This window comes from Pseudomonas sp. Sample_11, assembly GCF_004307505.1.
Classification (GTDB): Bacteria; Pseudomonadota; Gammaproteobacteria; order Pseudomonadales; family Pseudomonadaceae; genus Aquipseudomonas; species Aquipseudomonas atacamensis.
Genome location: NZ_RCOD01000096.1, coordinates 23463 through 48375, shown reverse-complemented (window position 1 = coordinate 48375; position 24913 = coordinate 23463). Strand labels below are relative to the sequence as shown.

Genomic DNA, 24913 nt, shown 5'->3' with positions numbered 1-24913 from the left:
AGTTCAGGAGCATTGCGATGAGCACCGACGATAAACGCATTCGCGAATTCGCCTATCAGATCTGGGAGTCGGAAGGGAAACCTGAAGGCCACGAAGAACGTCATTGGGAAATGGCGCGCAAGCTGGCCGAGGCCGAAGCGCTGGCACCCAAGAAGCCACCCAAGGCGGCTGGCAGCAAAGTGGCTGGCAAGACTACAGGCGCAGCAGCGAAAAGCACCGACGGCAAAACACCGGCAGCCGCCAAAGCCAAACCAGCGGCGAAAGCCAAGCCTGCGGCCACGGCCAAAGTAGTCCCGCCGGGCGAAAAGGCTGCCGAGAAAAAGCCGCGAGCCGCGAAGAAACCTCCGGCGAACTGACCCGATCCATTTTTGAACTGAATGACTGTGTGGCGAGCGTGCTCGCCACAAGGGGTTCTTGCGCCCCGAAGAAAGTCCCTAATTGGGAAAAACACACAACCCTGTGGGAGCGAGCCTGCTCGCGAAAGCGCTAGGTCCGTTCCCGAAGATGTCGGATATGCCGACGCTTTCGCGAGCAAGCTCGCTCCCACAGGAAATCTCATTGCCTGAACTGTCCCGTTTTTTGCAGGAGCAATCATGACCCGTCCAAAGAAAGCCGAACCCGCTGCGCACGCCGAGCCGTCGAGAATCCGTGAAGGCCTGCCCTTCCCGCTCGGTGCGACCTGGGATGGTCTGGGGGTGAACTTTGCTCTGTTTTCCGCCAACGCCACCAAGGTCGAGCTGTGCATTTTCGACGATGCCGGCGAGGTCGAACTCGAACGCATCGAGCTGCCGGAATACACCGATGAGATCTACCACGGCTACCTGCCGGATGCGCATCCTGGCTTGATCTACGGCTACCGCGTATATGGTCCTTATGACCCGGCCAATGGTCACCGCTTCAACCACAACAAACTGCTGATCGACCCGTACGCCAAGCAATTGGTTGGTGAGCTGAAATGGTCGGAAGCGCTGTTCGGCTACACCATCGGCCACCCCGACGCCGACCTCAGTTTCGACGAGCGTGACAGCGCGCCATTCGTGCCCAAGTGCAAGGTCATCGACCCGGCGCACACCTGGGGCAACGACCATCGCGTCAGCGTGCCGTGGGACAAGACCATCATCTATGAAACCCACGTGCGCGGCATCAGCATGCGTCACCCGTCGGTGCCGGAAAACCTGCGCGGCACCTTTGGCGGCCTGATGGTCGACGACGTGCTCGAGCACATTCGCAAACTTGGTGTTTCGTCTGTCGAACTGCTGCCGATCCATGCTTTCGTCAACGATCAGCATCTGCTGCAAAAGGGCATGACCAACTATTGGGGATATAACAGCATCGCGTTCTTCGCCCCGGACCCGCGTTATCTGGCCAGTGGCAAGATTGCCGAATTCAAGGAAATGGTCGCGCATCTGCACGATGCCAACCTCGAAGTGATTCTCGACGTGGTCTACAACCACACCGCCGAAGGCAACGAGCAAGGCCCGACCCTGTCGATGCGCGGTATCGACAACGCCTCCTACTACCGCTTGATGCCCGACGACAAGCGCTACTACATCAACGACTCCGGCACCGGTAACACCCTGGACCTGAGTCACCCATGCGTGCTGCAAATGGTCACCGACTCCCTGCGCTACTGGGCCAGTGAGATGCACGTCGATGGTTTCCGCTTCGACCTGGCAACCATTCTTGGCCGTTACCACGATGGTTTCGACGAGCGCCACAGCTTCCTCGTCGCCTGCCGTCAGGACCCGGTGCTGCGTCAGGTGAAAATGATCGCCGAACCTTGGGACTGCGGCCCCGGCGGTTATCAGGTCGGCAACTTTCCGCCGGGCTGGGTTGAGTGGAACGACAAGTTCCGCGACACCGTGCGTGCGTTCTGGAAAGGTGACGACGCTCAGCTTGCCGATTTCGCCAGCCGCATGACCGCTTCCGGCGAGATGTTCAACCAGCGCGGGCGCCGGCCGTATTCGTCGGTGAACTTCATCACCGCCCACGACGGTTTCACCCTCAACGATCTGGTCTCATACAACGACAAGCACAACGAAGCCAACGACGAGAACAACCAGGACGGCAGTAACAACAACCTGTCGTGGAACCACGGCGTCGAAGGTCCGACCGACGATCCGGAAATCAACGCTTTGCGTCATCGGCAGATGCGCAACTTCTTCGCCACCCTGCTGCTGGCCCAAGGCACACCGATGATCGTTGCCGGCGACGAGTTCGCCCGCACCCAGGACGGCAACAACAACGCCTATTGCCAGGACAGCGAAATCGGCTGGGTCAACTGGGACCTGAGCGAGGACGGCAAGGCCCTGCTCAAGTTCGTCAAACGCCTGATCAAACTGCGCCTGACTTATCCGATCCTGCGTCGCGGACGCTTCCTGGTCGGCGAGTACAACGAAGACATCGGCGTCAAGGACGTGACCTGGCTGGCACCGGACGCTACCGAGATGACCACCGAGCACTGGCACGATGCGCACAACCGCTGCCTCGGCATGCTGCTCGACGGTCGCGCGCAGGAAACCGGCATCCGCCGCAAAGGTGCCGACGCGACCCTGTTGCTGGTGGTCAACGCACACCACGACATCGTCAACTTCACCCTGCCGGAAGTGCCGGACGGCGGCTTCTGGACCTGCATGATCGACACCAATCAGCCGTCGATTCGCGGTCAGGAACGCTTTGAATTCGGCCATGAATATTCGGTGACCGGGCGTTCGTTGCTGTTGTTCGAACTGCAACGTGACGAAGAAGATTGATATGGACTTTCAACATTATCTGGCCCGCCGTCCGCCAGATTACGCCGACACCAACGCCCTCGGCCGTTGCCTGCGGGCAATGGTCGAGGCCGGCCTCGACCGCTTGCCGTTGCCCGGCAGCGGTCACACGCTGGAGCGCTTTCAGCGTCTATCGGAAGTCGGTGGACACGATTTAGGCCTGTGCAAACTCTATGAGGGCCACACCGACGCGCTGGCGATCATCGAGCAATTGGGCGGTACGCCAACCCCGGGCAGTACGTGGGGCATGTGGGCCGCCGAACCGCCGCAGGCACGGGTGAAAGTCACGCCGGCCGGGCATATGGTGACGCTGAACGGGCGCAAGGCCTGGTGCTCTGGCGCTGCGGTGCTCAGCCACGCCTTGCTTACCGCATGGGACGCGGACGGTCAGCAGCAATTGGTTGCAGTTGCACTCGATCAACCTGGCGTGACCATCACCGATCAAGGCTGGCAAGCGGTGGGCATGGCAGCCACCGGCAGCGTTGAAGTGCTGTTCGACAGCGCTGAAGCGCAGGCCATTGGCAACCCCGGTGATTACCTGCAACGACCGGGGTTCTGGCAGGGCGGGATCGGTATCGCGGCTTGCTGGTACGGCGCTTCACGGCGGATTGCCGAAGGGCTGCGTCAGCATTGCGCGCAACGCGATGAACCGCACGCCCTCGCCCATCTCGGTGCGACTGACACAGCACTGCAAGCGGCAGCCGATGTGTTGCGCTTCAGCGCGCTGCAAATCGATGCGCAGCCCGAGGCCGACGCTGAATTGCTCGCCCGCCGCGCCCGCGCCGTGGTTGAACAGTCTGCCGAACAGGTGATGCGTGAAGTCGGTCGTGCGTTGGGTGCCGGGCCGTTTTGTCAGGATCGGCATTTCGCCCGGTTGAGTGCCGACCTGCCGGTGTTTCTGCGCCAGAGTCACGCTGAACGCGACCTTGCTGCACTGGGCCAGCAGATTGCTGGTCAGTCCTGCGAGGTCTGGGCGCTATGAAGGACAACCCGATCGTTGGCCAGGGCACTTCATTGCAGCAATGGCAGGCTTCGCGCCGTCTGGCCGAGCTGCCGGCTATCGACATTCTTGACTTGGTACCGCTGGGCTCGCGAGCGGTGATCATCGCGCCGCACCCGGATGACGAAGTGCTCGGTTGCGGCGGCATCATGCAGTTGCTGGCGGCAGCCGGACGGCCGTTGCAGTTGATCTCTGTTACCGATGGCAGCGCCAGTCACCCCGGCTCGCAGCGCTGGACAGTCGAGCGTTTGAGCGTGGTGCGTCCGCAGGAGTCTGCCGAAGCCTTGCGTCGTCTCGGTCTGCCGATGCATAGCCTGAAATGGCTGCGCGGAGGTTTTACCGATACGCAAGTGGCGGCGCAGGAAACCGAGTTGAGCGAATTCATCGCCGGTTATCTGCACGCCAGTGATGTGGTTTTCACTACCTGGCGCCAGGACGGTCACAGCGATCACGAGGCCGTCGGCCGCGCCAGTGTCGAAGCGGCGCGACGCGTTGGTGCGACCTGCCATGAACTTCCGGTCTGGACCTGGCACTGGGCAACCCCGGAAGACGCTTCGGTGCCATGGGAGCGTGCGCGCAAGATTCTCCTTTCACCGACGCACATCGCACGTAAACGCCACGCCGCGCACGCGTTCGCCAGCCAGTTGGAAGGCGACCGCGACGTCGGCCTCGGGCCGGTGCTCGCGCCCTATGTGCTCGATCGTTTGCTGCAACCTTTTGAAGTGGTGTTCCTGTGAGCGTCGATGACCGCTATTTCGACGGCCTGTTCGCGGGCAATGACGACCCATGGGCGTTCCGCCAGCGCTGGTACGAACAGCGCAAGCGCGCGATCACCCTCGCCGCCCTGCCCCGTCCGCGCTACAGGTCGGTGTTCGAACCGGGTTGCGCCAACGGCGAACTGAGTGCAGAGCTGGCTCCGCGCTGCGACCGCCTGTTGTGCTGCGACACGGCGAGCGCGGCGGTGAAGCTGGCGCGTACGCGCTTGAGCGTGTTCGAGCATGCCGAAGTTCGTCAGGGCCGCCTTCCGGCTGACTGGCCCGAGGAAAAATTCGACCTGATCGTATTCAGCGAAATCGGCTACTACCTCGACGAAAAAGATCTGACAGAAATGATTCGCCGGATCAGTGAGTCACTGACCGCCGACGGACAATTGCTGGCCTGCCACTGGCGCCCGCCGATCGAGGGCTGCCCGCTGAATGCACGGCAGGTCCACGATCAGATCCACGATCAATTGGCTTTGCCGCGTCTGGTGCTGCATCAGGAAGCGGATTTCATTCTCGAACTGTGGAGCCGCGAGCCACGCTCGGTGGCGGCCCTGGAGGGCTTGCGTTGATCGGTATTGTGATTCCGGCGCACAACGAAGAGGCGCTGCTTGATGAATGCCTGCGTGCAGCGTTGCGCGCCAGCCAGCATGCACAACTGGGCGGCGAGCCGGTGGAAATACTGGTGGTGCTCGACAGTTGCAGCGATGGCTCGGCGCAGATCGTCAGCGCTTATCCAGTGCTCAGCTTGCAGATCGATGCGCGCAACGTTGGCGAAGCCCGCGCCACCGGTGCGCGCCTGTTGCTCGAGCGCGGTGCCCGCTGGATTGCCTGCACCGACGCCGACAGCCGCGTCGCCGATGACTGGCTGGCGGCGCAACTGGGGCTGGAGGCTGATGCTGTGTGCGGCACGGTCACTGTCGAGCACTGGCACGAATCGATTGATGAGGCGGCGCAGATTCGCTATCACCGCCATTATCAGGCCCGTGAGGGGCATCGACACATTCACGGCGCCAACCTCGGTGTCAGCGCCGAGGCTTATCGTCTGGCCGGCGGTTTCAAGTCGCTGACCTGTGACGAGGATGTGCAACTGGTGCGTGCGCTGGAGCGCAGCGGCGCCAATATCGCCTGGAGTCACCGCCCGCAAGTGCATACCAGCGCCCGTCTCGACAGTCGGGCCAAGGGCGGGTTCGGTGATTTTCTGCGCAATCTGGCACAGCTGGAATAAAAAATTACGGATCAGATTGATCTGTGACGCGACGAATCGGCTGTCTTGAGCAATACTCTGCCTCGCAGTAATCCAAGGGTTGGAGCACTGCACCGTTGCTATTCATTTGCCTTCACGGGCCGCGATCAGCGTTGGCTGCTCACGACTGAGGGCGAGATACCACAAGGACGTCGCACTCATGAAATCGTCATTGCTCAACGAACACGGCCTGCCGGCACAGATCTGGAACAGCGCGCCGCAACTCGACAATATTCCCGTCATCAACACCCACAGCCTGGTACCCGCCGGCGCCCGCGCCGTGGTCATCGCCCCGCATCCGGGCGACGAAGTGGTCACTTGCGGCGGTCTGCTGCAACTGCTCTCCAGCCTTGGGCATCCTCTGCAATTGCTCTCGATTACCGACGGTAGCGCCAGCCACCCCGGCTCGCGCCAGTGGTCGGAACAACGTCTGAGCGTGTTCCGCCCGCAGGAAAGCGTCGAAGCCCTGCGCCGCCTCGGCCTGCCCATGCACAGCCTGAAGTGGGTGCGCGGCGGCTTTACTGACAATGCACTGAGTGATCAGCAAAGCCAGCTCACCGAGTTCATCGGCCGTTACCTGCGACCGGGCGACGTAGTGTTCAGTACCTGGCGCAAGGATGGCCCGCCGGACCATGAAGTGGTTGGCCGGGCCAGTTTCGACGCGGCGCAGAAGGCCGGGGCGACCTACCACGATGTGCCGGTGTGGGCCTGGCACTGGCCGGAGCGCGAGCAGCAAATGATTCCCTGGGAACGCGCGCGCAAGCTGCGTCTCGACACCTGGACAGTCGCGCGCAAGAGCCACGCCACCCACGCTTACGCCAGCCAGCTCAAGGGCGAACCGGCCATCGGCATCGCCCCGCTGCTGCCGCCGGTGCTGCTGGAGCGGATGCGCTTGCCGTATGAAATCGTCTTCTTCTGAACGGCGGAAGCTCACCATACCTGTGGGAGCGAGCCTGCTCGCGAAAGCGGTGTGTCATGTGTCAGATGTATTGAATGTGATGAAGTCTTCGCGAGCAGGCTCGCTCTCACATGAGCCCAGCAGTGAATCATCGGAAGGAACTGCCAACCCCCCAAACCAGTCGCATGAACAGGCATGGCCCAATTCAGAGGAGTGAACGTGTCCAGCGATCCCAAGCGTCAAGCGGTCGACGCGCCAGTCATTCATCGCCTGCGGGTACTCACGGTCAACACCCACAAGGGCTTCACCGCGCTGAATCGGCGGTTCGTTCTACCGGAGCTGCGCGAAGCGATGCGCAGTACCTCGGCCGATCTGGTATTTCTGCAGGAAGTGGTGGGTGAACACGAACGCCATTCCAGCCGTTACAACGACTGGCCGCAGACGTCGCAGTACGAATTCCTCGCCGACAGTATGTGGAGCGATTTTGCCTACGGGCGCAACGCCGTTTACCCCGACGGCCACCACGGCAACGCGCTGCTGTCGAAATACCCGATCCGCGAATATCGCAACCTCGACGTGTCGATCACCGGGCCTGAACGGCGCGGGCTGTTGCACTGCATTCTTGATGTGCCTGGGCATGCCGAGGTGCATGCAATCTGTGTGCATTTGAGTCTGCTGGAAAGCCATCGACAATTGCAGTTGCAACTGCTCTGCCAGTTGCTTGAATCTCTACCCGACGATGCGCCGGTGATCATCGCCGGCGATTTCAATGACTGGCAGTTGCAAGGCAACGCCGCCCTCGCCCGTCGCGATTATCTGCATGAAGCCTTTGAGCGTCACCATGGGCGCCCGGCGAAAACCTATCCCGCGCGGTTTCCCTTGCTGAGGCTTGACCGGATCTACCTGCGCAATGCCAGTAGCCACGATCCAAGGATTCTTGGCAACAAGCCGTGGACCCATCTTTCGGATCACTTGCCGTTAGCAGTTGAAGTACACCTGTAGCTGCGTTTTTGACAGCAATTAAATGACAGGCCTTCCCGGCAACTGACGCTAGGAAAGACCTTTCGTCGGCGGCAAAAAACCGTCAGCCGCCTGCTTCGCAAGCGTTTTTCCATGCAAACAAACACTTAGTTATGTGCAGAAAAACAAACGCTTGCAAAGGCTGATTTAAGCGCGCCATTCATCGTGCATTTTCTTGACGCGCAGGCGTCACTCTTCTTATCTCTACCTTACTACCCCCGGAATCACTACTGGGGCTGACCTTCCGGCACTCGCGAAATCGAGCAGCCGCGGTTCGCCCCGCTCTATTCGGTCGCCCCTCGTTCGGGGTAGGAGAGACGCCAAACACGAGATGACGCATGCGCTTGCAAGGTAGACCTCCATGAAAACTTCACTGACCCCACTCGAACTGAAAATCACCCTTTGCACAGTGTCAGGTTCACTGCTGCTGTGCTCGTCCATGGAGGCGCATGCGGGATCTGCGGCGGACGAACCCGCGTGGTATCAAGCCGACGTACCGGTGCTGACCTTGCCAGTAACCGTGATAACACCCGGACCGCTGCCATTGAGTCAGCAGAGTTCGCGCCTGATCACTGAGGATCTTGCCCCATCTGCCTGGGACGAGCTGTACGGCAAAAGCGCTCGGCAAGCACAGACCGACGCACTTTCATCCGGTTATGCGATGGCCGCTGGCGAGTTCAAAGGTCCGGCCGTGCTCACGTTGAAAAGCGCTAACGGGACTACTCAGACCCTTGGTCTTATAGGTGGCGACAATCAGGTCCAGCTGAATGCCGATGGTGCGCTGACCCGACGTGCCCTCGCCGACCGCAACACTGACAGCCTCAACCTGCAAGGCCAGAGCCTCGGCGCCTATTACAGTCTGGTGGGTGCGCAAGGCTGGCACGTCGACCTGTCGGCCAGCGGCGGTCGGGTCAGCGGCTTCAGTCGCACTGCGCAAGGTAATCGGCAAGTCACCGAAGGCAATGCGATGACCTTTTCCGTCGAAGGCGGTTACCCGATCGGCTTGAGTGAAAACTGGGTGGTCGAGCCGCAGGCACAACTGATCAACCAGCGCATCAGTCTCGACGCTCCGTACGCCGGCTCGGGCAATGCCTCTTCCACCGACCTGACCGCGTGGAGTGGCCGCGTCGGTGCGCGGTTGAAAGGCAGTTATGACTTGAACGGGTTGCCTGTCGAACCCTACGTGCGCACCAACCTTTGGCACACCGTTTACACCGGCAGCACGGTGACGCTCGATCAGGTCGACAAGATCAGCAGCAGCCGCAAGTCTTCAACAGTGGAGTTGGGTTTGGGCCTGGTGGCGCGGGTCACACCGGCGGTAAGCCTGTACATGAGCGCCGACTACAGCAGCGATGTGGATGACAATGACCTGAACGGCATCATCGGCAGCCTTGGAGTGCGGATGCGTTGGTGATCTCCAGACTACCGAAAATCCTGTGGGAGCGGGCTTGCCAGCGATGGCGGCGTGTCAGTCAACAAAAATGCTGAATGTGACGGCCTCATCGCGGGCAAGCCCGCTCCCACAGTTTTACTGTTCCTGGATCAGCCCTGCGGCTTGAGAATCAACACCGCCAACGGCGGAAGATTCAGTTCCAGCGACAACGATTGACCATGACTCGGTACTTCATCGGTCAATGCCCCGCCGCCATTGCCATAGTTGGAGCCGGCGTAAATGTCTGCGTCACTGTTGAACAGCTCGGTCCAGCGCCCGGCAAACGGCACGCCGACCCGATACGACTGGCGCGGTACCGGCGTGAAGTTGGCGACGACCAAAACCGGCGAGCCGTCCTTGCTCCAGCGTAGCCATGCGTAAACGCTGTTGATCGCATCATCGCCAATCAACCACTGGAAGCCTTGCGGCGCGTCGTCCTGATCGTGCAGCGCCGGCTCTTCGCGATACAGCCGGTTGAGATCGCCCACCAGTTTCTGCACGCCTTTGTGCTCGGAGTACTGCAGCAGATACCAATCCAGTTGCTGATCGTGGTTCCACTCGCGCCATTGGCCAAACTCGCAGCCCATGAACAGCAATTTCTTGCCCGGATGCGTCCACATGAAGCTCAGATAGGCGCGCAGGTTGGCGAACTTCTGCCAGCGGTCGCCGGGCATCTTGTCGATCAGCGAGTGCTTGCCGTGCACCACTTCGTCGTGGGAAATCGGCAGGATGAAGCGCTCGGACCAGGCGTAGACCAGGCCAAAGCTCAACTCGTTGTGGTGATGGGCGCGGTACACCGGATCCTGCTGGATGTAGTGCAGCGAATCGTGCATCCAGCCCATGTTCCATTTGTAGGAAAAGCCCAGGCCGCCCTGCTGGGTGCTCTGGCTGACGCCCGGCCATGCGGTGGATTCTTCGGCAATCACCAGCGCACCCGGCGCTTCCAGTTCAACCACGTCGTTCAAATGACGCAGGAAGTCGATAGCCTCCAGGTTCTCGCGACCGCCGTGGCGGTTCGGCACCCATTCGCCAGCCTTGCGCGAATAGTCGCGATACAGCATCGAGGCCACCGCATCGACACGCAGGCCGTCGATATGGAAGTGTTTCAGCCAGTGCAGCGCCGAGGCCAGCATGTAGCCGTGCACTTCAGTACGGCCGAGGTTGTAGATCAGCGTGTCCCAATCCTGATGAAAGCCTTCCAGCGGATTGCCGTACTCGTACAGCGCGGTGCCGTCGAACTGCGCCAGACCGTGGGTATCGGTAGGGAAATGCGCCGGTACCCAGTCGAGAATCACCCCGATGTCGGCCTGGTGACAGGCGTTGACGAACGCGGCGAACTGATCCGGTGTGCCGTAACGCGCGCTCGGCGCGAACTGCGAAAGCAACTGATAACCCCAGGAACCACCGAACGGGTGCTCCATGATCGGCATCAATTCGATGTGGGTGAATCCCAGCTCTTTCACATAAGGAATCAGCCGCTCGGCCAGCTCCGGCCAGGTGTACTGGCGCGCGACTTCGCCGAGATCATCCAGCTCGCACTGCCACGAGCCGGCGTGCAACTCATAGATCGACAAAGGCTTGGAGCGCTGCTGGCGATCCTGACGGGAATTCATCCACTCGTGATCCTGCCAGTCGATTTGCAACGGCGAGGCGACTTTCGAAGCAGTGTCCGGCGGCAGGCTGGTGGCCAGCGCCATCGGGTCGGCCTTGAGCGGCAGAATGCCGTGAGCGCCGAGGATTTCGTACTTGTACAACTCGCCCGCTTGCAGGCGCGGGATGAACAACTCCCACACGCCCGAAGGATGGCGCAGGCGCATCGGGTGACGACGACCGTCCCAGACGTTGAAATCGCCGACCACCGAGACACGGCGGGCATTCGGCGCCCACACGGCAAAGCGCACGCCGTCAACGCCATCAACGGTTTTCAGCTGTGCACCGAGGCAAGCGCTGAGGTCACGGTGATTGCCTTCGGCAAACAGATACAAATCCATTTCCCCGAGCAACTGACCAAAGCTGTACGGATCTTCGGCGACCTGCTCGCCACCAGCCCAGCGCGTGCGCAACAGGTACGGTCGCGCCTGATCGAAATGGCCGACAAACAACCCCGGCGTCTCGGTCATCTCCAGCGGGCCAAGCTCTTCGCCGCTGTCCTTGTCCAGCACCGCCACACTCAGCGCACCCGGCAGATAAGCGCGGATGAACTGCCCGCCAGCGCCATCGCCGTGCGGGCCGAGAATGGAAAACGGGTCCTGATGTTCGGCGCGTACCAAGGCATCAATGTCGCGTGCCGAGGGTAACAATGCTTCCTTTACCACACCCTGTTCCTTGTTCGAGAAACTCATGACTACTCTCCACCAAGATCGGAAAAGGGTTTAAGCCCTGTCAATAATCCATACAAGCCGTGCAATGGCACCGGCAGCCACGTTGGGCGGTTTTCCGCCTCGTAGGCCACTTCATAAGCGGCTTTTTCCAGGCCGAACAACGCCAGCGCGGCGTCGGCACCCTGAGGATCCTGCCAGGCATGCTCAAGACTAGCTGCTGCCTCGCGGTATGCCTGGACAAATGCCTCGCGTGCTTCGCGCAGATAACGCTCGGCGACACGTTTACGCGCCGCTTCGGCTTCGACGCTGTTGTCGACGTTATGCACATTGATGGTCATCGCCGCTGCGTAATCGAACGAACGCAGTACGCCGCTGACATCCTTGTACGGGCTGTGCTTGCCGCGACGCTCACTCAACGGCCGCGCAGGTTCGCCCTCGAAGTCAATCAAGTAGGCATCGCCCTTGATCACCAGTACCTGACCCAGGTGCAAGTCGCCATGCACCCGAATGCGCAAGCCGCCAGTGGCTTTCTTCGCCAGATCCTGCACATGGGCAAGAATGGTTTTCTTCTCGTCGAGCAGGCGCTTGACCAGTTTCTGATCCGCCGCGTTCAACTCGCCTTGATGCTGCTTGAGCAGTTTCAAGGCATGTTCGACCTGGGCGGTGACATCCTTGGCCGTCGCGGCCATGTCCTTGCTCGACGACACTTGCGGCGCAAAGTCGGCGTTCTCGGTTGGCGCAGCGAGCACTTGATGCATCTCGCCCAGACGTTGGCCGAGCATGCCGGCGAAGTCTCTCAGCTCGCCGAGGGCGTTGTAATGCTGCTCCTGCTCGGACATGGCGTCGGCCAGTTCATCGCGCAGCGCCCGTTCCAGGTTGTTCTGCGTCCATTCCCACGCATCGCCCTGATTGCTCAGATAGCCCTGGGCGATCATCAGCAAGTTGTCTTCACCCTGCGCGTCGCGGCGAATCACCGAACCCAGCAGTGGCGAGATATTGGCAAACCCGGCCTCGGTCAGGTAAGCGCTCATCTCCAGTTCCGGGTGTACGCCAGAAGCCACTTTGCGTATCAGCTTAAGCACCAGGCTGTTGCCGACAACCACGGAGCTGTTCGATTGCTCGGCCGACAGGTAGCGCACATCCGACTCGGCGCCGAGGCCGAGCTTTTCCAGATGATCTGTCTGTTCGAAGCGGATTTCGCCTTCGATCGACTCCAGTACGGTGTCGTTCTGCATGCCTTGCAGAACGGCGCGGACGAAGGTTTCCAGACTGAACGCATCGGTAATCAGGCCGACCTGACGCACACGGCGTACACGCGATAGCGCCAATTGCTGCGGCAACGGCGGGCCGACATGGTCTTCGCCAATGAAGCCGAACGGCAGTTGATAACGGTTGGTCTGGCCACCGCTGGTGACTTCGATTTCGCTGAGCAGCACTGGATGCTGGACGTCGCCGAAACGCACGCCATAAGCCAGATTGACCTTCTCGATCGCCGCGTCCTTGCCGGCGAACCAGCGACGGTTCTGCAGCCAGCTCGGCAGAATGCTTTGCTCCAGCGTGTTGCGCGACGGCGCTTCGAGCAGCTCTTCCATGCGTTTTTTCAGTACCAGCGTGGTGAAGTCCGGCAGGCTCTGCGCCGGTTCGACGTGCCAGCTCGGCATCTGGTTTTCCGCCGCGAGTGCGAACCAATAGAAGCCATAAGGCGCCAGGGTCAGAAGGAAATTCAACTGACCGATCGGCGGGAACGCGTTACCGCCGAGCATTTCCACCGGCACCATGCCGACGTACGCCGACAGATCCAGCTCCACTGCTTGCGCACTGCGCGAGACGTTGGCCACGCACAGAATGATTTCGTGCTTGCCGTCGGCATCGGTGTAGTCGCGGGTGTAAGCCAGCACGCGACGGTTGGCCGGCGAGAGCATTTTCAACGTGCCACGGCCGAACGCTTTCGATTGCTTGCGCACGGCCAGCAGGCGCCGCGTCCAGTTCAACAGCGAATGCGGATCGCCGGACTGGGTTTCGACGTTGACCGACTGATAGCCATACTGCGGGTCCATAATCGGCGGCAGTACCAGACTGGCCGGATCGGCGCGGGAGAAACCGCCGTTGCGGTCGATCGACCACTGCATCGGCGTACGCACGCCGTCGCGGTCGCCGAGGTAGATATTGTCGCCCATGCCGATTTCGTCGCCGTAATACAGGGTCGGCGTGCCGGGCATCGACAGCAGCAGGCTGTTGAGCAGTTCGATGCGGCGGCGGTCGCGTTCCATCAACGGTGCGAGACGACGGCGAATACCGAGGTTGATCCGCGCGCGACGGTCAGCCGCGTAGTAATTCCACAGGTAATCGCGCTCACGGTCGGTGACCATTTCCAAGGTCAGCTCATCGTGGTTGCGCAGAAAAATCGCCCACTGGCAATTCGCCGGGATTTCCGGGGTCTGCCGGAGAATGTCAGTAATCGGGAAGCGATCTTCCTGCGCCAGCGCCATGTACATGCGCGGCATCAGCGGGAAATGGAAGGCCATGTGGCATTCATCACCATTGACCCCTGCGGCATCGGTATCGCCGAAATACAGCTGTGTGTCTTCCGGCCACTGATTGGCTTCGGCCAGCAGCATCCGGTCGGGGTAGTTGGCGTCGATCTCGGCACGGATCTGCTTGAGGACGTCGTGGGTCTCGGGCAGGTTTTCGTTGTTGGTGCCGTCGCGCTCGATCAGGTACGGAATCGCGTCAAGGCGCAGGCCGTCGATGCCCATGTCCAGCCAGTAGCGCATCACCGACAATACGGCTTTCATCACTTGCGGGTTATCGAAGTTCAGATCCGGCTGGTGCGAATAGAAGCGGTGCCAGAAGTATTGGCCGGCGACCGGGTCCCAGGTCCAGTTGGACTTTTCGGTGTCGAGGAAGATGATCCGCGTGCCGTCGTATTTCTGGTCGTCATCGGACCAGACGTAGAAATCCCGCGCCGCCGAACCCGGCTTGGCTTTACGCGCACGCTGGAACCACGGGTGCTGGTCGGATGTGTGGTTGATGACCAGTTCGGTAATCACCCGCAGACCGCGCTTGTGCGCTTCGGCAATGAAGCGCTTGGCGTCGGCCATGGTCCCGTAGTCGCTGTGCACGCCACGGTACTCGGCGATGTCGTAACCGTCGTCGCGGCGTGGCGAGGGATAGAACGGCAGTAGCCAGATGGTGTTGACGCCGAGGTCGGCAATGTAATCGAGTTTGGCGATAAGCCCGGGAAAGTCGCCGATCCCGTCATTGTTGGAGTCGAAAAACGATTTGACGTGAACCTGATAGATCACCGCGTCCTTGTACCAGAGCGGGTCTTTGATGAAGGCGGCTGCCTTGGGTTTCTTCGCCATGTGGAACTCCTGTTGAATACTTTATGGGCGTCCCACGACGATCGTTCCCACGCTCTGCGTGGGAATGCCGCCATGGACGCTCTGCGTCCGCTTTGGGACGCGGAGCGTCCCGGGATGCATTCCCACGCAGAGCGTGGGAACGATCATTACGTGGCGCTGATCCGCCAAATCCCGAACGGCTGATACGCCGGGTCAATACGCATGAACTGATATTTGCCGTGCCAGTCCCAGCGATGGCCGTTCATCAAATCTTCGCCATGGGTGGTGGCATCGTCCGGCAGGCCCATTTCCCACAGCGGCAATTCGAAATTCGCTTCCTGCACGTTATGCGGATCAAGACTGACCGCGACCAGGATGAAATTGCTGCCATCGGCGCTGCGCTTGCCGAAGTACAGAATGTTGTCGTTCCAGGCGTTGTAGATTTTCAGCCCCAGATGCGTGTGCAGCGCCGGGTTCTGCCGGCGGATGCGGTTGAGCTGAGCGATCTCGGCAATGATGTTGCCGGGCGCGGTGAAATCGCGGACACGGATCTCGTATTTCTCCGAATCCAGGTATTCCTCTTTGCCCGGCACCGGCGCCGATTCGCACAATTCGAAACCGGAATACATGCCCCACAGCCCCGAGCCCATAGTCGCCAGCGCCGCGCGGATGAGGAAACCGGGACGCCCCGACTCATGCAAGAACGCCGGGTTGATGTCCGGGGTATTGACGAAGAAATTCGGCCGGTAGCATTCGCGCCACGGCGACTGATTCAGCTCGGTGAAGTATTCCGCCAGCTCGGCCTTGGTATTGCGCCAGGTGAAATAGGTGTAGCTCTGCGAATACCCGACCTTGCCCAGACGCGCCATCATCGCCGGCGTGGTGAAGGCCTCGGCGAGGAAGATCACTTCCGGATACAGCGTGCGCACATCGGCGATCAGCCATTGCCAGAACGGCAGCGGTTTGGTGTGCGGGTTGTCAACGCGGAAGATTTTCACGCCTTCCTTGACCCAGCCGACGACGATGTCGCGCAACTCGACCCACAGGCTCGGAATCGCATCCGGCGCATAGAAGTCGACGTTGACGATGTCCTGATACTTTTTAGGCGGATTTTCGGCGTATTTGATCGTGCCGTCCGGGCGCCAGTTGAACCAGCCCGGATGCTCTTTGAGCCACGGATGATCCTGGGAACACTGGATGGCGAAATCGAGAGCGATTTCCAGGCCATGGTCGGCGGCGGCAGCCACCAAACGGCGGAAATCTTCACGGGTGCCGAGTTGCGAATGTATCGCCTCGTGACCACCCTCCTCGCTGCCGATCGCGTACGGGCTGCCGGGATCGTCCGGGCCGGCAGTCAGGGAATTGTTGCGGCCCTTGCGGTGGGCGCGGCCGATCGGGTGAATCGGCGTGAAGTACAACACGTCGAAGCCCATGTCCTGAATCATCGGCAGACGCGAGTGCACGTCGTTGAAAGTGCCGTGACGCTGGGGATCGTCGGTGATCGAGCGCGGAAACAGCTCGTACCAACTGGCGAACTCGGCGAGTTCGCGCTCGACGTCCATGGGGAATTCGGCGCTGATGCTCAGATAGGCACGGTGATCGGCCTGAGCCATCAGTTCTGCACTGCGCGAGTGCAGAAACAGCGCAACCTGCTCGGTTTCGAGCAGGCCGGACAATTCATGGTGCAGCGCGGCAAGCTGCTCGCTGAGCTGCCCTTCGCTGCGTTCGGCGGCCTGTTGCACCATCGTGCGGCCTTCCTGCAACTCCAGAGAAACCGGCACCGCCGCGCTGTGCTTCTTTTCCAGTTCGTATTGGAAGCTGGCGAAATGGTCGATCCACGCTTCGATACAATAGAGGTAGCGACCCTGCTCCTCAGGGCGGAACTGGCCTTGCCAGGTGTTGTTGCCCTGATCGGACATGACCTCGGTCTGCCAGGTTTCCTGGCCTTCTTCGCGCCAGCGGATGCGTACGGCGAGCTTGTCATGGCCGTCGGCAAACACTTTGCTGGTCACCACCACTTCGCGCCCGACAATCGACTTGACGGCAAACTGGCCGCCGTCGAGGGTCGGCATGGTGTTTTCGATGACGATACGTGGCAGCAGCAACGCCTGCGACAGCGGCATGTGCGGGTTGTAACTCAGCTCTGAAGGTCTTTCAGCAGTCATTGAGCATCTCTCCTTAACGCCCCAAGGACGCTCTTGTGCCGGAACAGTATTCGCGACAAAGCGCCGGCCCTGTCATGAACTCACTTAGGTTCCGAGCAACCGGCGCGGGGAAAAGTTCAGATGAAATTAACAAGACAAATCTGCGGATCGAATTTGTCGTGGCCGGGTCAACTCACTTAAGCACGTCCCACGCCATGTGCCATACGGAGGTCACCTGATGAGCATCCCGATCCCGGCGGAAACGCCCGATCCGAACATCGACAAACCCACCCTGCCGGACACCGAGCCGCCACCAGTGCCCGAGCAAGAGCCACCAGGCACCACGCCACCGCCGAAAGAAGAGCCACCGAGCACGATGCCGCCGGTGATCGTCTGACCCTTGCCCCCTGATCGTCCCCATGCTCCGCGTCTGATCTGATCGTCCCCACGCGCAGCAAAGGAATGCAGCCCGGGACGCTCTGCGTCCCATCCAGAGCCGAACGCGGAGCGTCCGTTGAAGCATTCCCACGCGGAGCGTGGGAACGATCATCAGCCGGCGAGGAGTCAGAGGTGGTCATTCTTGTCGACATCCTTTTCGAACACCCTCACCACGTACGGCATCACACTGAAGATCGCCAGTGCCAGAATGGTACTGAGCAATGCCGTCGCCTCCTTGCCCAGCCCCGCCGCCACGCCGATCGCTGCCGTCATCCATAGACCCGCCGCCGTGGTCAGGCCTTTGACATGGGCCTCGTCGCCCTGCTGATTTTTCAGAATGGTCCCGGCACCGAGAAAGCCGATCCCGGCAATCACGCCCTGCAAGACCCGACTCATCGCATCGGATTCTGCGCCCGAGGTCTGCGGCACCAATACGAATAGCGCAGCACCCAATGCCACCAGCATGTGCGTGCGCACGCCCGCTGCCTTGCCTTTATGCTCGCGCTCGAAACCGAGTATTCCGCCGAGAATCGCCGCCATCAGCAGACGTACGGTGATTCGGGTCATCTGCGAGGCGTCGCCGATGTCGGCAAATTCGGCTTGCATCGTGGCCCACACTTCATCCCACCAGTCTTCCATCGTGCCTCCCTTGTTATTGGTTAGATAAACGATGGACAACAGCGACCATTAATCGGTTGCGCAGAACGATCGGCGCGCTGCGCTTCCTAATATGCAGACCTCCCTGGAACAAGGACTGCCGCCATGCCCGTTCGAATCGATGAATCCAACCCCGAACAGAAAGTGTGTTTTTTCACCGTCGAGCATGGTGAGGAAATTCGCATCTGCGACACCCTTGAAGTCCTGACCGACAGTGACAAAGCCATGTCGTTCGTGGAAATCGAAGGCAAGCGCACCTACATCACCGAGGCAGAAGCCGACGCCCTGACCGTTGCCGGTGCGAAAGACGGGCGCAAACATCTGAAGGCCGATGACAGTGATTCGGTGGTTTGATTGACCTCGATCAACACCCGACGCAGACGCCTGCAATAGGCGTTTGCGCCTTGCCTGGCAGGTTGCTTCAAGTTATCGCAGGCATTGCGTCAAACCTCATCTGATCCGCTTTTTATTGCCAAACCTGAGTCTGTTCTGCAAACAGATCGGCGCTCATAGTGCATCGGCCTGATGGAGGCTGATGAGCGAACGAACATGAGCGAGCAAATCCCCGTCCGAACCGTAGAAGCATCGCCAACGATAAAAAGCGTACCCGCGCGCCCACTGAAAGCGACCGCCGGATCCACCGACAAGCAGATCCACACCCGCAGTTTCACCGGCCTGTTCCGCAACCTGCGTATGAGCGGTGCCGGACTTCTGTTTGTGCTGTTCTTCGGCACCGTGTGGCTGAACTGGGGCGGTCGGCAGGCGGTGCTGTGGGATCTGGCGGAAAGCAAATTCCACATCTTCGGCGCGACGTTCTGGCCGCAGGATTTCATTCTGCTCTCGGCGCTGTTGATCATTGCCGCGTTCGGACTCTTCGCCATCACCGTGTTTGCCGGTCGCGTCTGGTGCGGTTACACCTGCCCGCAGAGTTCGTGGACGTGGATCTTCATGTGGTGCGAGAAGATCACCGAAGGCGAGCGCAACCAGCGCATCAAACTGCAAGCGGCGCCATGGAGCCTGAACAAACTGGCGCGGCGTGCCGCCAAGCACACGCTGTGGCTGGCAATCAGCGTGATCACCGGCCTGACCTTCGTCGGCTATTTCACCCCGATCCGGCCGCTGGCCGAAGAGCTGCTGACCCTGCAGATCGGTGGCGTCAGTCTGTTCTGGGTGCTGTTCTTCGCCGCCGCCACCTACATCAACGCCGGTTGGCTGCGTGAGGCAGTGTGCATGCACATGTGCCCGTATGCGCGGTTCCAGAGTGTGATGTTCGACAAGGACACGCTGACCATTGCCTACGACGCCGGCCGCGGCGAAAACCGGGGTCCGCGCAAGCGTGACGTGCGCCCGGTCGAAGCCGGCCTGGGTGATTGCATCGACTGCCAGTTGTGCGTGCAGGTCTGCCCGACCGGCATCGACATCCGCGATGGCTTGCAAATGGAATGCATCGGCTGCGCAGCATGCATCGACGCCTGCGATTCGATCATGGACAAAATGCATTACCCGCGCGGCCTGATCCGCTACAGTTCCGAGCGCGAATTGCAGGGCGGCAAGACCCATCTGCTGCGTCCGCGTTTGATTGGCTACACGGCGGTGTTGTTGGTGATGATCGGCGCGTTGGCGCTGGCATTGGTCGAGCGGCCAATGGTGTCGCTGGACGTGACCAAGGATCGCGGGTTGTTTCGTGAGAACGCTCAGGGGCAGATCGAGAATATTTATTCGCTGAAAGTGATCAACAAGACTCAACAGCGGCAGGAGTACCGGTTGAGTCTGGTTGATGGCGACGGATTTGAGTTGCAAGGCAAAACGGCATTGAGCCTGGCGCCCGGGGAGATTGTCGATGTGCCGGTGTCGGTGGCGATGACCACCGAGCGCCCGGCGAGCAGTTCGCAGACGTTGAGTTTCAGGATTGAAGACAGTGACGAGCCGCAGGTATACAGCGTGGCGAACAGCCGGTTTGTGGCGCCGATGAATCGTTGAGGAGCTGGCACTGCTGCCCTCACCCCAGCCCTCTCCCGGAGGGAGAGGGAGCCGACCGAGGTGTCTGTCGCTATGCATCGACCTGAAAGACCGAGTCGATTATGGATTCGGCAAAGCAGTGTCAGGTCGGCATATTTCATCAGCATCCCCCAATCAGTCCCCTCTCCCTTTGGGAGAGGGTTAGGGTGAGGGCTTCTTCCCTGACACCCCACAAAATCAAGTCCACCAAGGCCCACCGATGAAACGCTACGAAAAATTCGCCGACGACATCGCTGAACTGATCCGCTCCGGCGTCCTCGGGCCTGGCCAGCGGGTACCGTCGGTGCGCTATGCCAGCCAGGCTTACGGGGTCAGCCCGTCGACCGTGTTCCAGGCCTATTACCTGCTCGAACGCCGCGGCCTGATCCGCGCCCGGCCGCGCTCCGGTTACTTCGTCAACGCCCATACACCGAGCACATTTTCCGAGCCGGTGATTAGCAGTCAGGTCAACGAATCCACCGAGGTTGACGTCAGCGAACTGGTGTTCTCGGTACTCGATTCGATCAAAGACCCCAACACCGTGCCCTTCGGCTCGGCCTTCCCCAGCCCGACGCTGTTCCCGCTGCAACGCCTGTCGCGCTCCCTGGCCAGCGCCGCGCGGGAGATGGATCCGCGCATGGTCGTCACCGATATGTCCCCGGGCAACCCGCAACTGCGCCGGCAGATTGCCCTGCGCTACATGGTCGGCGGGCTGATGCTGCCGATGGAAGAGCTACTGATCACCAACGGCGCTCTCGAAGCGCTGAACCTGTGCCTGCAAGCAGTGACCGAGCCCGGCGATCTGGTGGCCATCGAGGCCCCGGCGTTTTATGCCTGCCTGCAAGTGCTGGAGCGCCTGAAGCTCAAAGCCGTGGAAATCCCCGTGCACCCGCGTGACGGCATCGACCTCGGCGTGCTCGCGCAAACTCTGGAACGCCATCCGATCAAGGCCTGCTGGTGCATGACCAGTTTCCAGAACCCGATGGGCGCGACCGTGCCCGAGGCGAAGAAACAGGAACTGGTCGAACTGCTGCGTCAGCATCAGGTGCCGCTGATCGAGGACGACGTCTACGCCGAGCTTTATTACGGGCAACAGGCGCCAAAACCGGCCAAGGCTTTTGATACTGAAGGATTGGTCATGCATTGCGGCTCGTTCGCCAAAAGTCTCGCGCCCGGTTATCGCATCGGCTGGGTGGCGGCCGGGCGTTTCGCGCAGAAGATCGAGCGACTGAAGCTGATGACCTCGCTGTGCGCTTCGATGCCGGCGCAAGCGGCGATTGCCGATTATCTGCAACACGGCGGCTACGATCGGCATCTGCGCAAACTGCGTTATGCCCTGGAAGAACAGCAGAGCGCGATGCTCGCGGCGATTGCTCGGTATTTTCCGGCGCAGACCCGCGTCAGCCAGCCGGCGGGCGGCTACTTTCTATGGCTGGAATTGCCGGAGCAGATGGATTCGCTGAAGCTGTTTCAAATGGCATTGGCGCAAGGCATCAGCATCGCGCCGGGGCCGATATTCTCGCCGACCCAGCGTTTCAGAAATTGCATTCGCTTGAATTACGGCAGCCCGTGGACCGAGGAATCGGAAAAGGCCATGGAGACGTTGGGGCGGATTGTGCGGTCGTTCTGATGATTCTGTGCTGTTTGCACCGGCCTCATCGCTGGCAAGCCAGCTCCCACATGTATCTTCTACATATACAGAATCTGATGAGGCCGCAGAACCTGTGGGAGCTGGCTTGCCAGCGATGAGGGCCGCACTTTTAGCGAAAATCTTTCGGCCCTACCGCCCACCCCCCAAATCAACAAACGTCCCGGTCGCATACGATGCCTTGTCCGACAACAACCAGACAATCGCTTCCGCCACTTCATCCGGCCGCCCGCCCCGGGCCATGGGAATCGCCGATTCGAGCTTGCTGACCCGATCCGGGTCGCCGCTCAGGGCATGGAAGTCGGTGTAGATGTAACCCGGACGCACGGCATTGACGCGAATGCCCTCGCCCGCCACTTCTTTCGACAGACCGATAGTGAAGGTGTCGAGCGCGCCTTTGGATGCGGCGTAATCAACGTACTCATTCGGCGAACCGAGGCGTGCCGCGACCGAGGAGACGTTGACGATGCTGCCGCCCTGCCCGCCGTGTTTGGGCGACATGCGCAGGATCGCGTGCTTGGCGCAGAGGATCGGCGCCAGCACGTTGGTTTTCATGATTTTGAGGATGCGGAATTCGGACATTTCATCGACCCGCGACTTCTGCCCGACGGTGCCGGCGTTGTTGACCAGCGCAGTAACCCGGCCCAGTTCGGTGTCGACGCGCTGAAACATCGCGATCACTTCGTCTTCGATGCTGACATCGGCGCGAACCGCGATGGCCTGGGCGCCCAAGGCGCGAACCTGCTCGAGTACGCTGTGTGCGGCCTGTTCATCCGACTGATAGTTGATGCAGATCCGGTAGCCCTGTTCGGCTGCCAACAATGCCGTAGCCGCGCCGATTCCACGCCCGCCACCGGTGATGACAATGACTTTATCCATGCTGGCCTTCCCCCACGTGCACACGTAACAGTCGGGGGAAGAATAACTGCGATTGGCGGGTTTTGCATGTGGCGCCTATTCGGGCGCCTTCGCTAGCAAGCTCGCTCCCACAGGGTCTCTCAGACCACCGCCAGCCGTTGCCCACGCACGATGTCCTGCATGAAGCGCTCCGCCGGCATCGGGTGGCCAAGCAGATAGCCCTGCAGCGAATCACAGCCCAGTTTGGTGAGGAAATCCTGTTGCGCGCCGGTCTCGACACCCTCGGCGACAATCCGCAGATCCAGGGCCTGCCCCAGCGCAACAATCGCCGAGACGATCGCCGCATCATCGCTGTCGTGCTCCAGATCACGGACGAAACCACGGTCGATCTTCAGCTCATTGGCCGGCAGGCGCTTGAGGTACATCAGGCTGGAATAACCGGTGCCGAAGTCGTCGATCGACAGGTCGACGCCCATGTCCGACAGCTCTTGCAGCACGGTCATGCTCGCATCGGCGTCGCTCATGGCCGTGGTTTCAGTGATTTCCAGGGTCAGGCTGTTGGCCGGCAAATGGTGGGTCGCCAGCGCCTTGGCCACGCTTTGCACCAGCCCGGCATGACAAAACTGCAAGGCAGAGAGGTTTACGGCAATGCGCCAGTCGGTGTAACCGAGCACGTACCATTCGCGCATCTGCCGGCAGGCTTCGTTGAGCACCCATTCGCCCATCGGAATGATCAGCCCGGTTTTTTCCGCCAGATCGATGAACTTGTCCGGCATCAGCATGCCGTGCAGCGGATGCTTCCAACGCAGCAGTGCTTCGGCACCGACCGGACGGCCATTGGCGGCGTCGAATTTGGGTTGGTAATGCAGGCAGAACTGGTTGTGCTCGATGGCCGCGCGCAGGTCCTGCAACAGTTGCAATTGTTTGCGCGCGTTGGTGTTCATCGATGCATCGAAGAAGCTGTAGCCATTTTTGCCGCCGCCCTTGGCGTGGTACATCGCGGCGTCGGCGTTCATCAGCAGTTCCTGGGCGTTGGCGCCGTTGCCCGGATACAGGGCAATGCCGACGCTGGCGGAAATCTGCAGATCATGCTCGGCGACGCGGAACGTGCGACCGATCAGGCCGACCTGACGCGCGGCCAGGCTCAAGGCGTCGTTGGGCTCGCTCAAGCGCACCAGCAGCACGAACTCATCGCCACCGATTCGAGCCAGGGTGTCCTGGCTGCGCAAGTCTTCACGCAGACGCGCGCCGACCTCGCGCAGCAATTGGTCGCCCATGTGATGGCCGAATGCGTCGTTGACCGGTTTGAAGCCGTCGAGGTCGATGAACATCAAGGCGAAGCAGCCGCCCTGCTCTTCAACTTTTCTGATCGCCTGATTGATGCGGTCGTCGAGCAACATGCGATTGGGCAGACTGGTCAGCGGATCGTGCAAGGCCAATTGGGTGAGTTCGCGATTGGCCACCGTCAGCGAGTGCGCCAGATCAGCGGTGCGCGCTTCGAGGCGGGCGTCGAGGATCGAGGTCAACAGGGCAATCGACAGCACCGCCAGCGTGGTGACCACGACCAGGCTGTCGAGGCCGTTGCCCTTCAAGCCATTGAGTGTCGCGCCGCAGAAACTGCCGTCAGGAAATTGCGCCGCCGCCATGCCGGTGTAGTGCATGCCGACAATTGCCACGCCCATGATCACCGCCGCGCCGGCACGAATCAGCCGCACATAGGGCGAATGCTGGCGCAGGCGAAAGGCAATCCACAACGCCGCTGCCGAGGCGCCGACGGCAATCAGCAGGGAGGCGCTGAACAGGGTCGGGTCGTAATCGATGCCCGGGGTCATGCGCAGCGCGGCCATACCGGTGTAATGCATGGCGCTGATGCCCGCCCCCATGATCAGCGCACCGAAGGCCAGTTGCGCCAGGGGCAGCTTCGGTTGGCTGACCAGCCACAACGCAAAACCGCAGGACAGCACCGCGATCAGCAGCGACAGCGCAGTCAGGGTGAAGTCATAGCCCAGGTCGATCGGCAATTTGAAGGCGAGCATGCCGATGAAGTGCATCGACCAGACGCCAACGCCCATCGCCAACGCCCCGCCCGCCGTCCAGAAATGCACGGCCCGGCCTTTCGCCGTGGCGATGCGCCCAGTCAGGTCGAGTGCCGTGTAGGAAGCCAGAATGGCCACGCACAACGAAATGAAAACCAGGGTGAAGGAGTAGCTGCCGATGAGCATGGACGTTCTCGTGACAAGCCGAAACCGTACTGCTTCCATTCTCGGTCGGGCAAATGCGGCGATTGTACTGATTGCGCGAAATAACGCACTGACAAAGTAACCAAATTGCCATCAAGCCGATGAAACGCTTGTTCGATCGTCCTACAAGGCTCTGC

19 protein-coding genes are annotated in these 24913 nt (G+C 60.7%); 13 read left to right on the top strand and 6 right to left on the bottom strand.

Annotation, left to right across the window (positions count from 1 at the left end; all coding sequences use genetic code 11):
• Positions 1 to 17 precede the first annotated feature (17 nt).
• From D8U60_RS24990 to D8U60_RS24945, 9 genes are all read left to right on the top strand, one after another.
• Positions 18 to 356 (top strand): DUF2934 domain-containing protein, encoded by a 339-nt coding sequence (locus D8U60_RS24990; RefSeq protein ID WP_056785823.1) that lies wholly within the window; start codon positions 18 to 20, stop codon positions 354 to 356.
• Between the two features lie 237 nt (positions 357 to 593).
• Positions 594 to 2753, top strand: a complete 2160-nt coding sequence (gene glgX, locus D8U60_RS24980) for a glycogen debranching protein GlgX (protein WP_041480983.1) — start codon at positions 594 to 596, stop codon at positions 2751 to 2753.
• 1 nt (position 2754) lies between these two features.
• Positions 2755 to 3753 (top strand): acyl-CoA dehydrogenase, encoded by a 999-nt coding sequence (locus tag D8U60_RS24975; protein ID WP_130901179.1) that lies wholly within the window; start codon positions 2755 to 2757, stop codon positions 3751 to 3753.
• Positions 3750 to 4508, top strand: coding sequence for a PIG-L family deacetylase (locus D8U60_RS24970; RefSeq protein ID WP_073474580.1), 759 nt, complete (start codon positions 3750 to 3752; stop codon positions 4506 to 4508). The genes D8U60_RS24975 and D8U60_RS24970 overlap by 4 nt, the downstream gene beginning before the upstream one ends.
• The gene (locus D8U60_RS24965) at positions 4505 to 5104 is read left to right on the top strand and encodes an SAM-dependent methyltransferase (protein WP_056785814.1); all 600 of its coding nucleotides are present in this window, start codon (positions 4505 to 4507) and stop codon (positions 5102 to 5104) included. The genes D8U60_RS24970 and D8U60_RS24965 overlap by 4 nt, the downstream gene beginning before the upstream one ends.
• On the top strand, positions 5101 to 5760 hold the full coding sequence (locus D8U60_RS24960; RefSeq protein WP_130901178.1) for a glycosyltransferase: 660 nt from the start codon (positions 5101 to 5103) through the stop codon (positions 5758 to 5760). The genes D8U60_RS24965 and D8U60_RS24960 overlap by 4 nt, the downstream gene beginning before the upstream one ends.
• Positions 5761 to 5938: 178 nt before the next feature.
• Positions 5939 to 6697, top strand: coding sequence for a PIG-L family deacetylase (locus D8U60_RS24955; protein ID WP_016774638.1), 759 nt, complete (start codon positions 5939 to 5941; stop codon positions 6695 to 6697).
• Between the two features lie 198 nt (positions 6698 to 6895).
• Positions 6896 to 7678, top strand: a complete 783-nt coding sequence (locus D8U60_RS24950; protein WP_016774637.1) for an endonuclease/exonuclease/phosphatase family protein — start codon at positions 6896 to 6898, stop codon at positions 7676 to 7678.
• A 379-nt stretch (positions 7679 to 8057) separates the two neighbouring features.
• The gene (locus D8U60_RS24945) at positions 8058 to 9110 is read left to right on the top strand and encodes an autotransporter outer membrane beta-barrel domain-containing protein (RefSeq protein ID WP_130901177.1); all 1053 of its coding nucleotides are present in this window, start codon (positions 8058 to 8060) and stop codon (positions 9108 to 9110) included.
• A gap of 128 nt (positions 9111 to 9238) precedes the next feature.
• Here D8U60_RS24945 and glgB read toward each other — a convergent pair whose 3' ends face one another.
• The 3 genes from glgB to D8U60_RS24925 form a co-directional block, all read right to left on the bottom strand.
• Positions 9239 to 11470, bottom strand: a complete 2232-nt coding sequence (gene glgB / locus D8U60_RS24935; RefSeq protein WP_016774635.1) for a 1,4-alpha-glucan branching protein GlgB — start codon at positions 11468 to 11470, stop codon at positions 9239 to 9241.
• 2 nt (positions 11471 to 11472) lie between these two features.
• Positions 11473 to 14814, bottom strand: a complete 3342-nt coding sequence (treS, locus tag D8U60_RS24930; RefSeq protein WP_130901176.1) for a maltose alpha-D-glucosyltransferase — start codon at positions 14812 to 14814, stop codon at positions 11473 to 11475.
• A 146-nt stretch (positions 14815 to 14960) separates the two neighbouring features.
• Positions 14961 to 16958: an alpha-1,4-glucan--maltose-1-phosphate maltosyltransferase gene (locus D8U60_RS24925; RefSeq protein WP_122881020.1), complete on the bottom strand. Its 1998-nt coding sequence runs from the start codon at positions 16956 to 16958 to the stop codon at positions 14961 to 14963.
• A gap of 217 nt (positions 16959 to 17175) precedes the next feature.
• Between D8U60_RS24925 and D8U60_RS27735 the strand changes: the two genes are divergently transcribed.
• Complete coding sequence (locus D8U60_RS27735; protein ID WP_163012245.1) at positions 17176 to 17334, top strand: hypothetical protein; 159 nt, start codon at positions 17176 to 17178, stop codon at positions 17332 to 17334.
• Between the two features lie 167 nt (positions 17335 to 17501).
• On the opposite strand, the gene D8U60_RS24920 is transcribed toward D8U60_RS27735, so the two are convergent.
• Entirely contained in the window at positions 17502 to 18014 is a 513-nt protein-coding gene (locus D8U60_RS24920; protein ID WP_056785798.1) for an MgtC/SapB family protein, read from the bottom strand.
• Positions 18015 to 18137: 123 nt separating this feature from the next.
• On the opposite strand from D8U60_RS24920, the gene D8U60_RS24915 reads away from it, so the two are divergent.
• The 3 genes from D8U60_RS24915 to mapR all read left to right on the top strand — a co-directional run bounded on the left by D8U60_RS24915 (position 18138) and on the right by mapR (position 21660).
• Positions 18138 to 18386, top strand: coding sequence for a DUF3203 family protein (locus D8U60_RS24915; RefSeq protein WP_016774630.1), 249 nt, complete (start codon positions 18138 to 18140; stop codon positions 18384 to 18386).
• Between the two features lie 195 nt (positions 18387 to 18581).
• On the top strand, positions 18582 to 20012 hold the full coding sequence (gene ccoG / locus D8U60_RS24910; protein WP_130901175.1) for a cytochrome c oxidase accessory protein CcoG: 1431 nt from the start codon (positions 18582 to 18584) through the stop codon (positions 20010 to 20012).
• Between the two features lie 238 nt (positions 20013 to 20250).
• The gene (gene mapR, locus D8U60_RS24905; protein WP_071172353.1) at positions 20251 to 21660 is read left to right on the top strand and encodes a GntR family transcriptional regulator MpaR; all 1410 of its coding nucleotides are present in this window, start codon (positions 20251 to 20253) and stop codon (positions 21658 to 21660) included.
• Positions 21661 to 21810: 150 nt separating this feature from the next.
• Here mapR and D8U60_RS24900 read toward each other — a convergent pair whose 3' ends face one another.
• Both D8U60_RS24900 and D8U60_RS24895 read right to left on the bottom strand, forming a co-directional pair.
• Positions 21811 to 22557, bottom strand: a complete 747-nt coding sequence (locus tag D8U60_RS24900) for an SDR family oxidoreductase (RefSeq protein ID WP_071172352.1) — start codon at positions 22555 to 22557, stop codon at positions 21811 to 21813.
• 119 nt (positions 22558 to 22676) lie between these two features.
• Positions 22677 to 24758, bottom strand: a complete 2082-nt coding sequence (locus tag D8U60_RS24895) for an EAL domain-containing protein (RefSeq protein WP_024012869.1) — start codon at positions 24756 to 24758, stop codon at positions 22677 to 22679.
• Between the last annotated feature and the right edge of the window lie 155 nt (positions 24759 to 24913).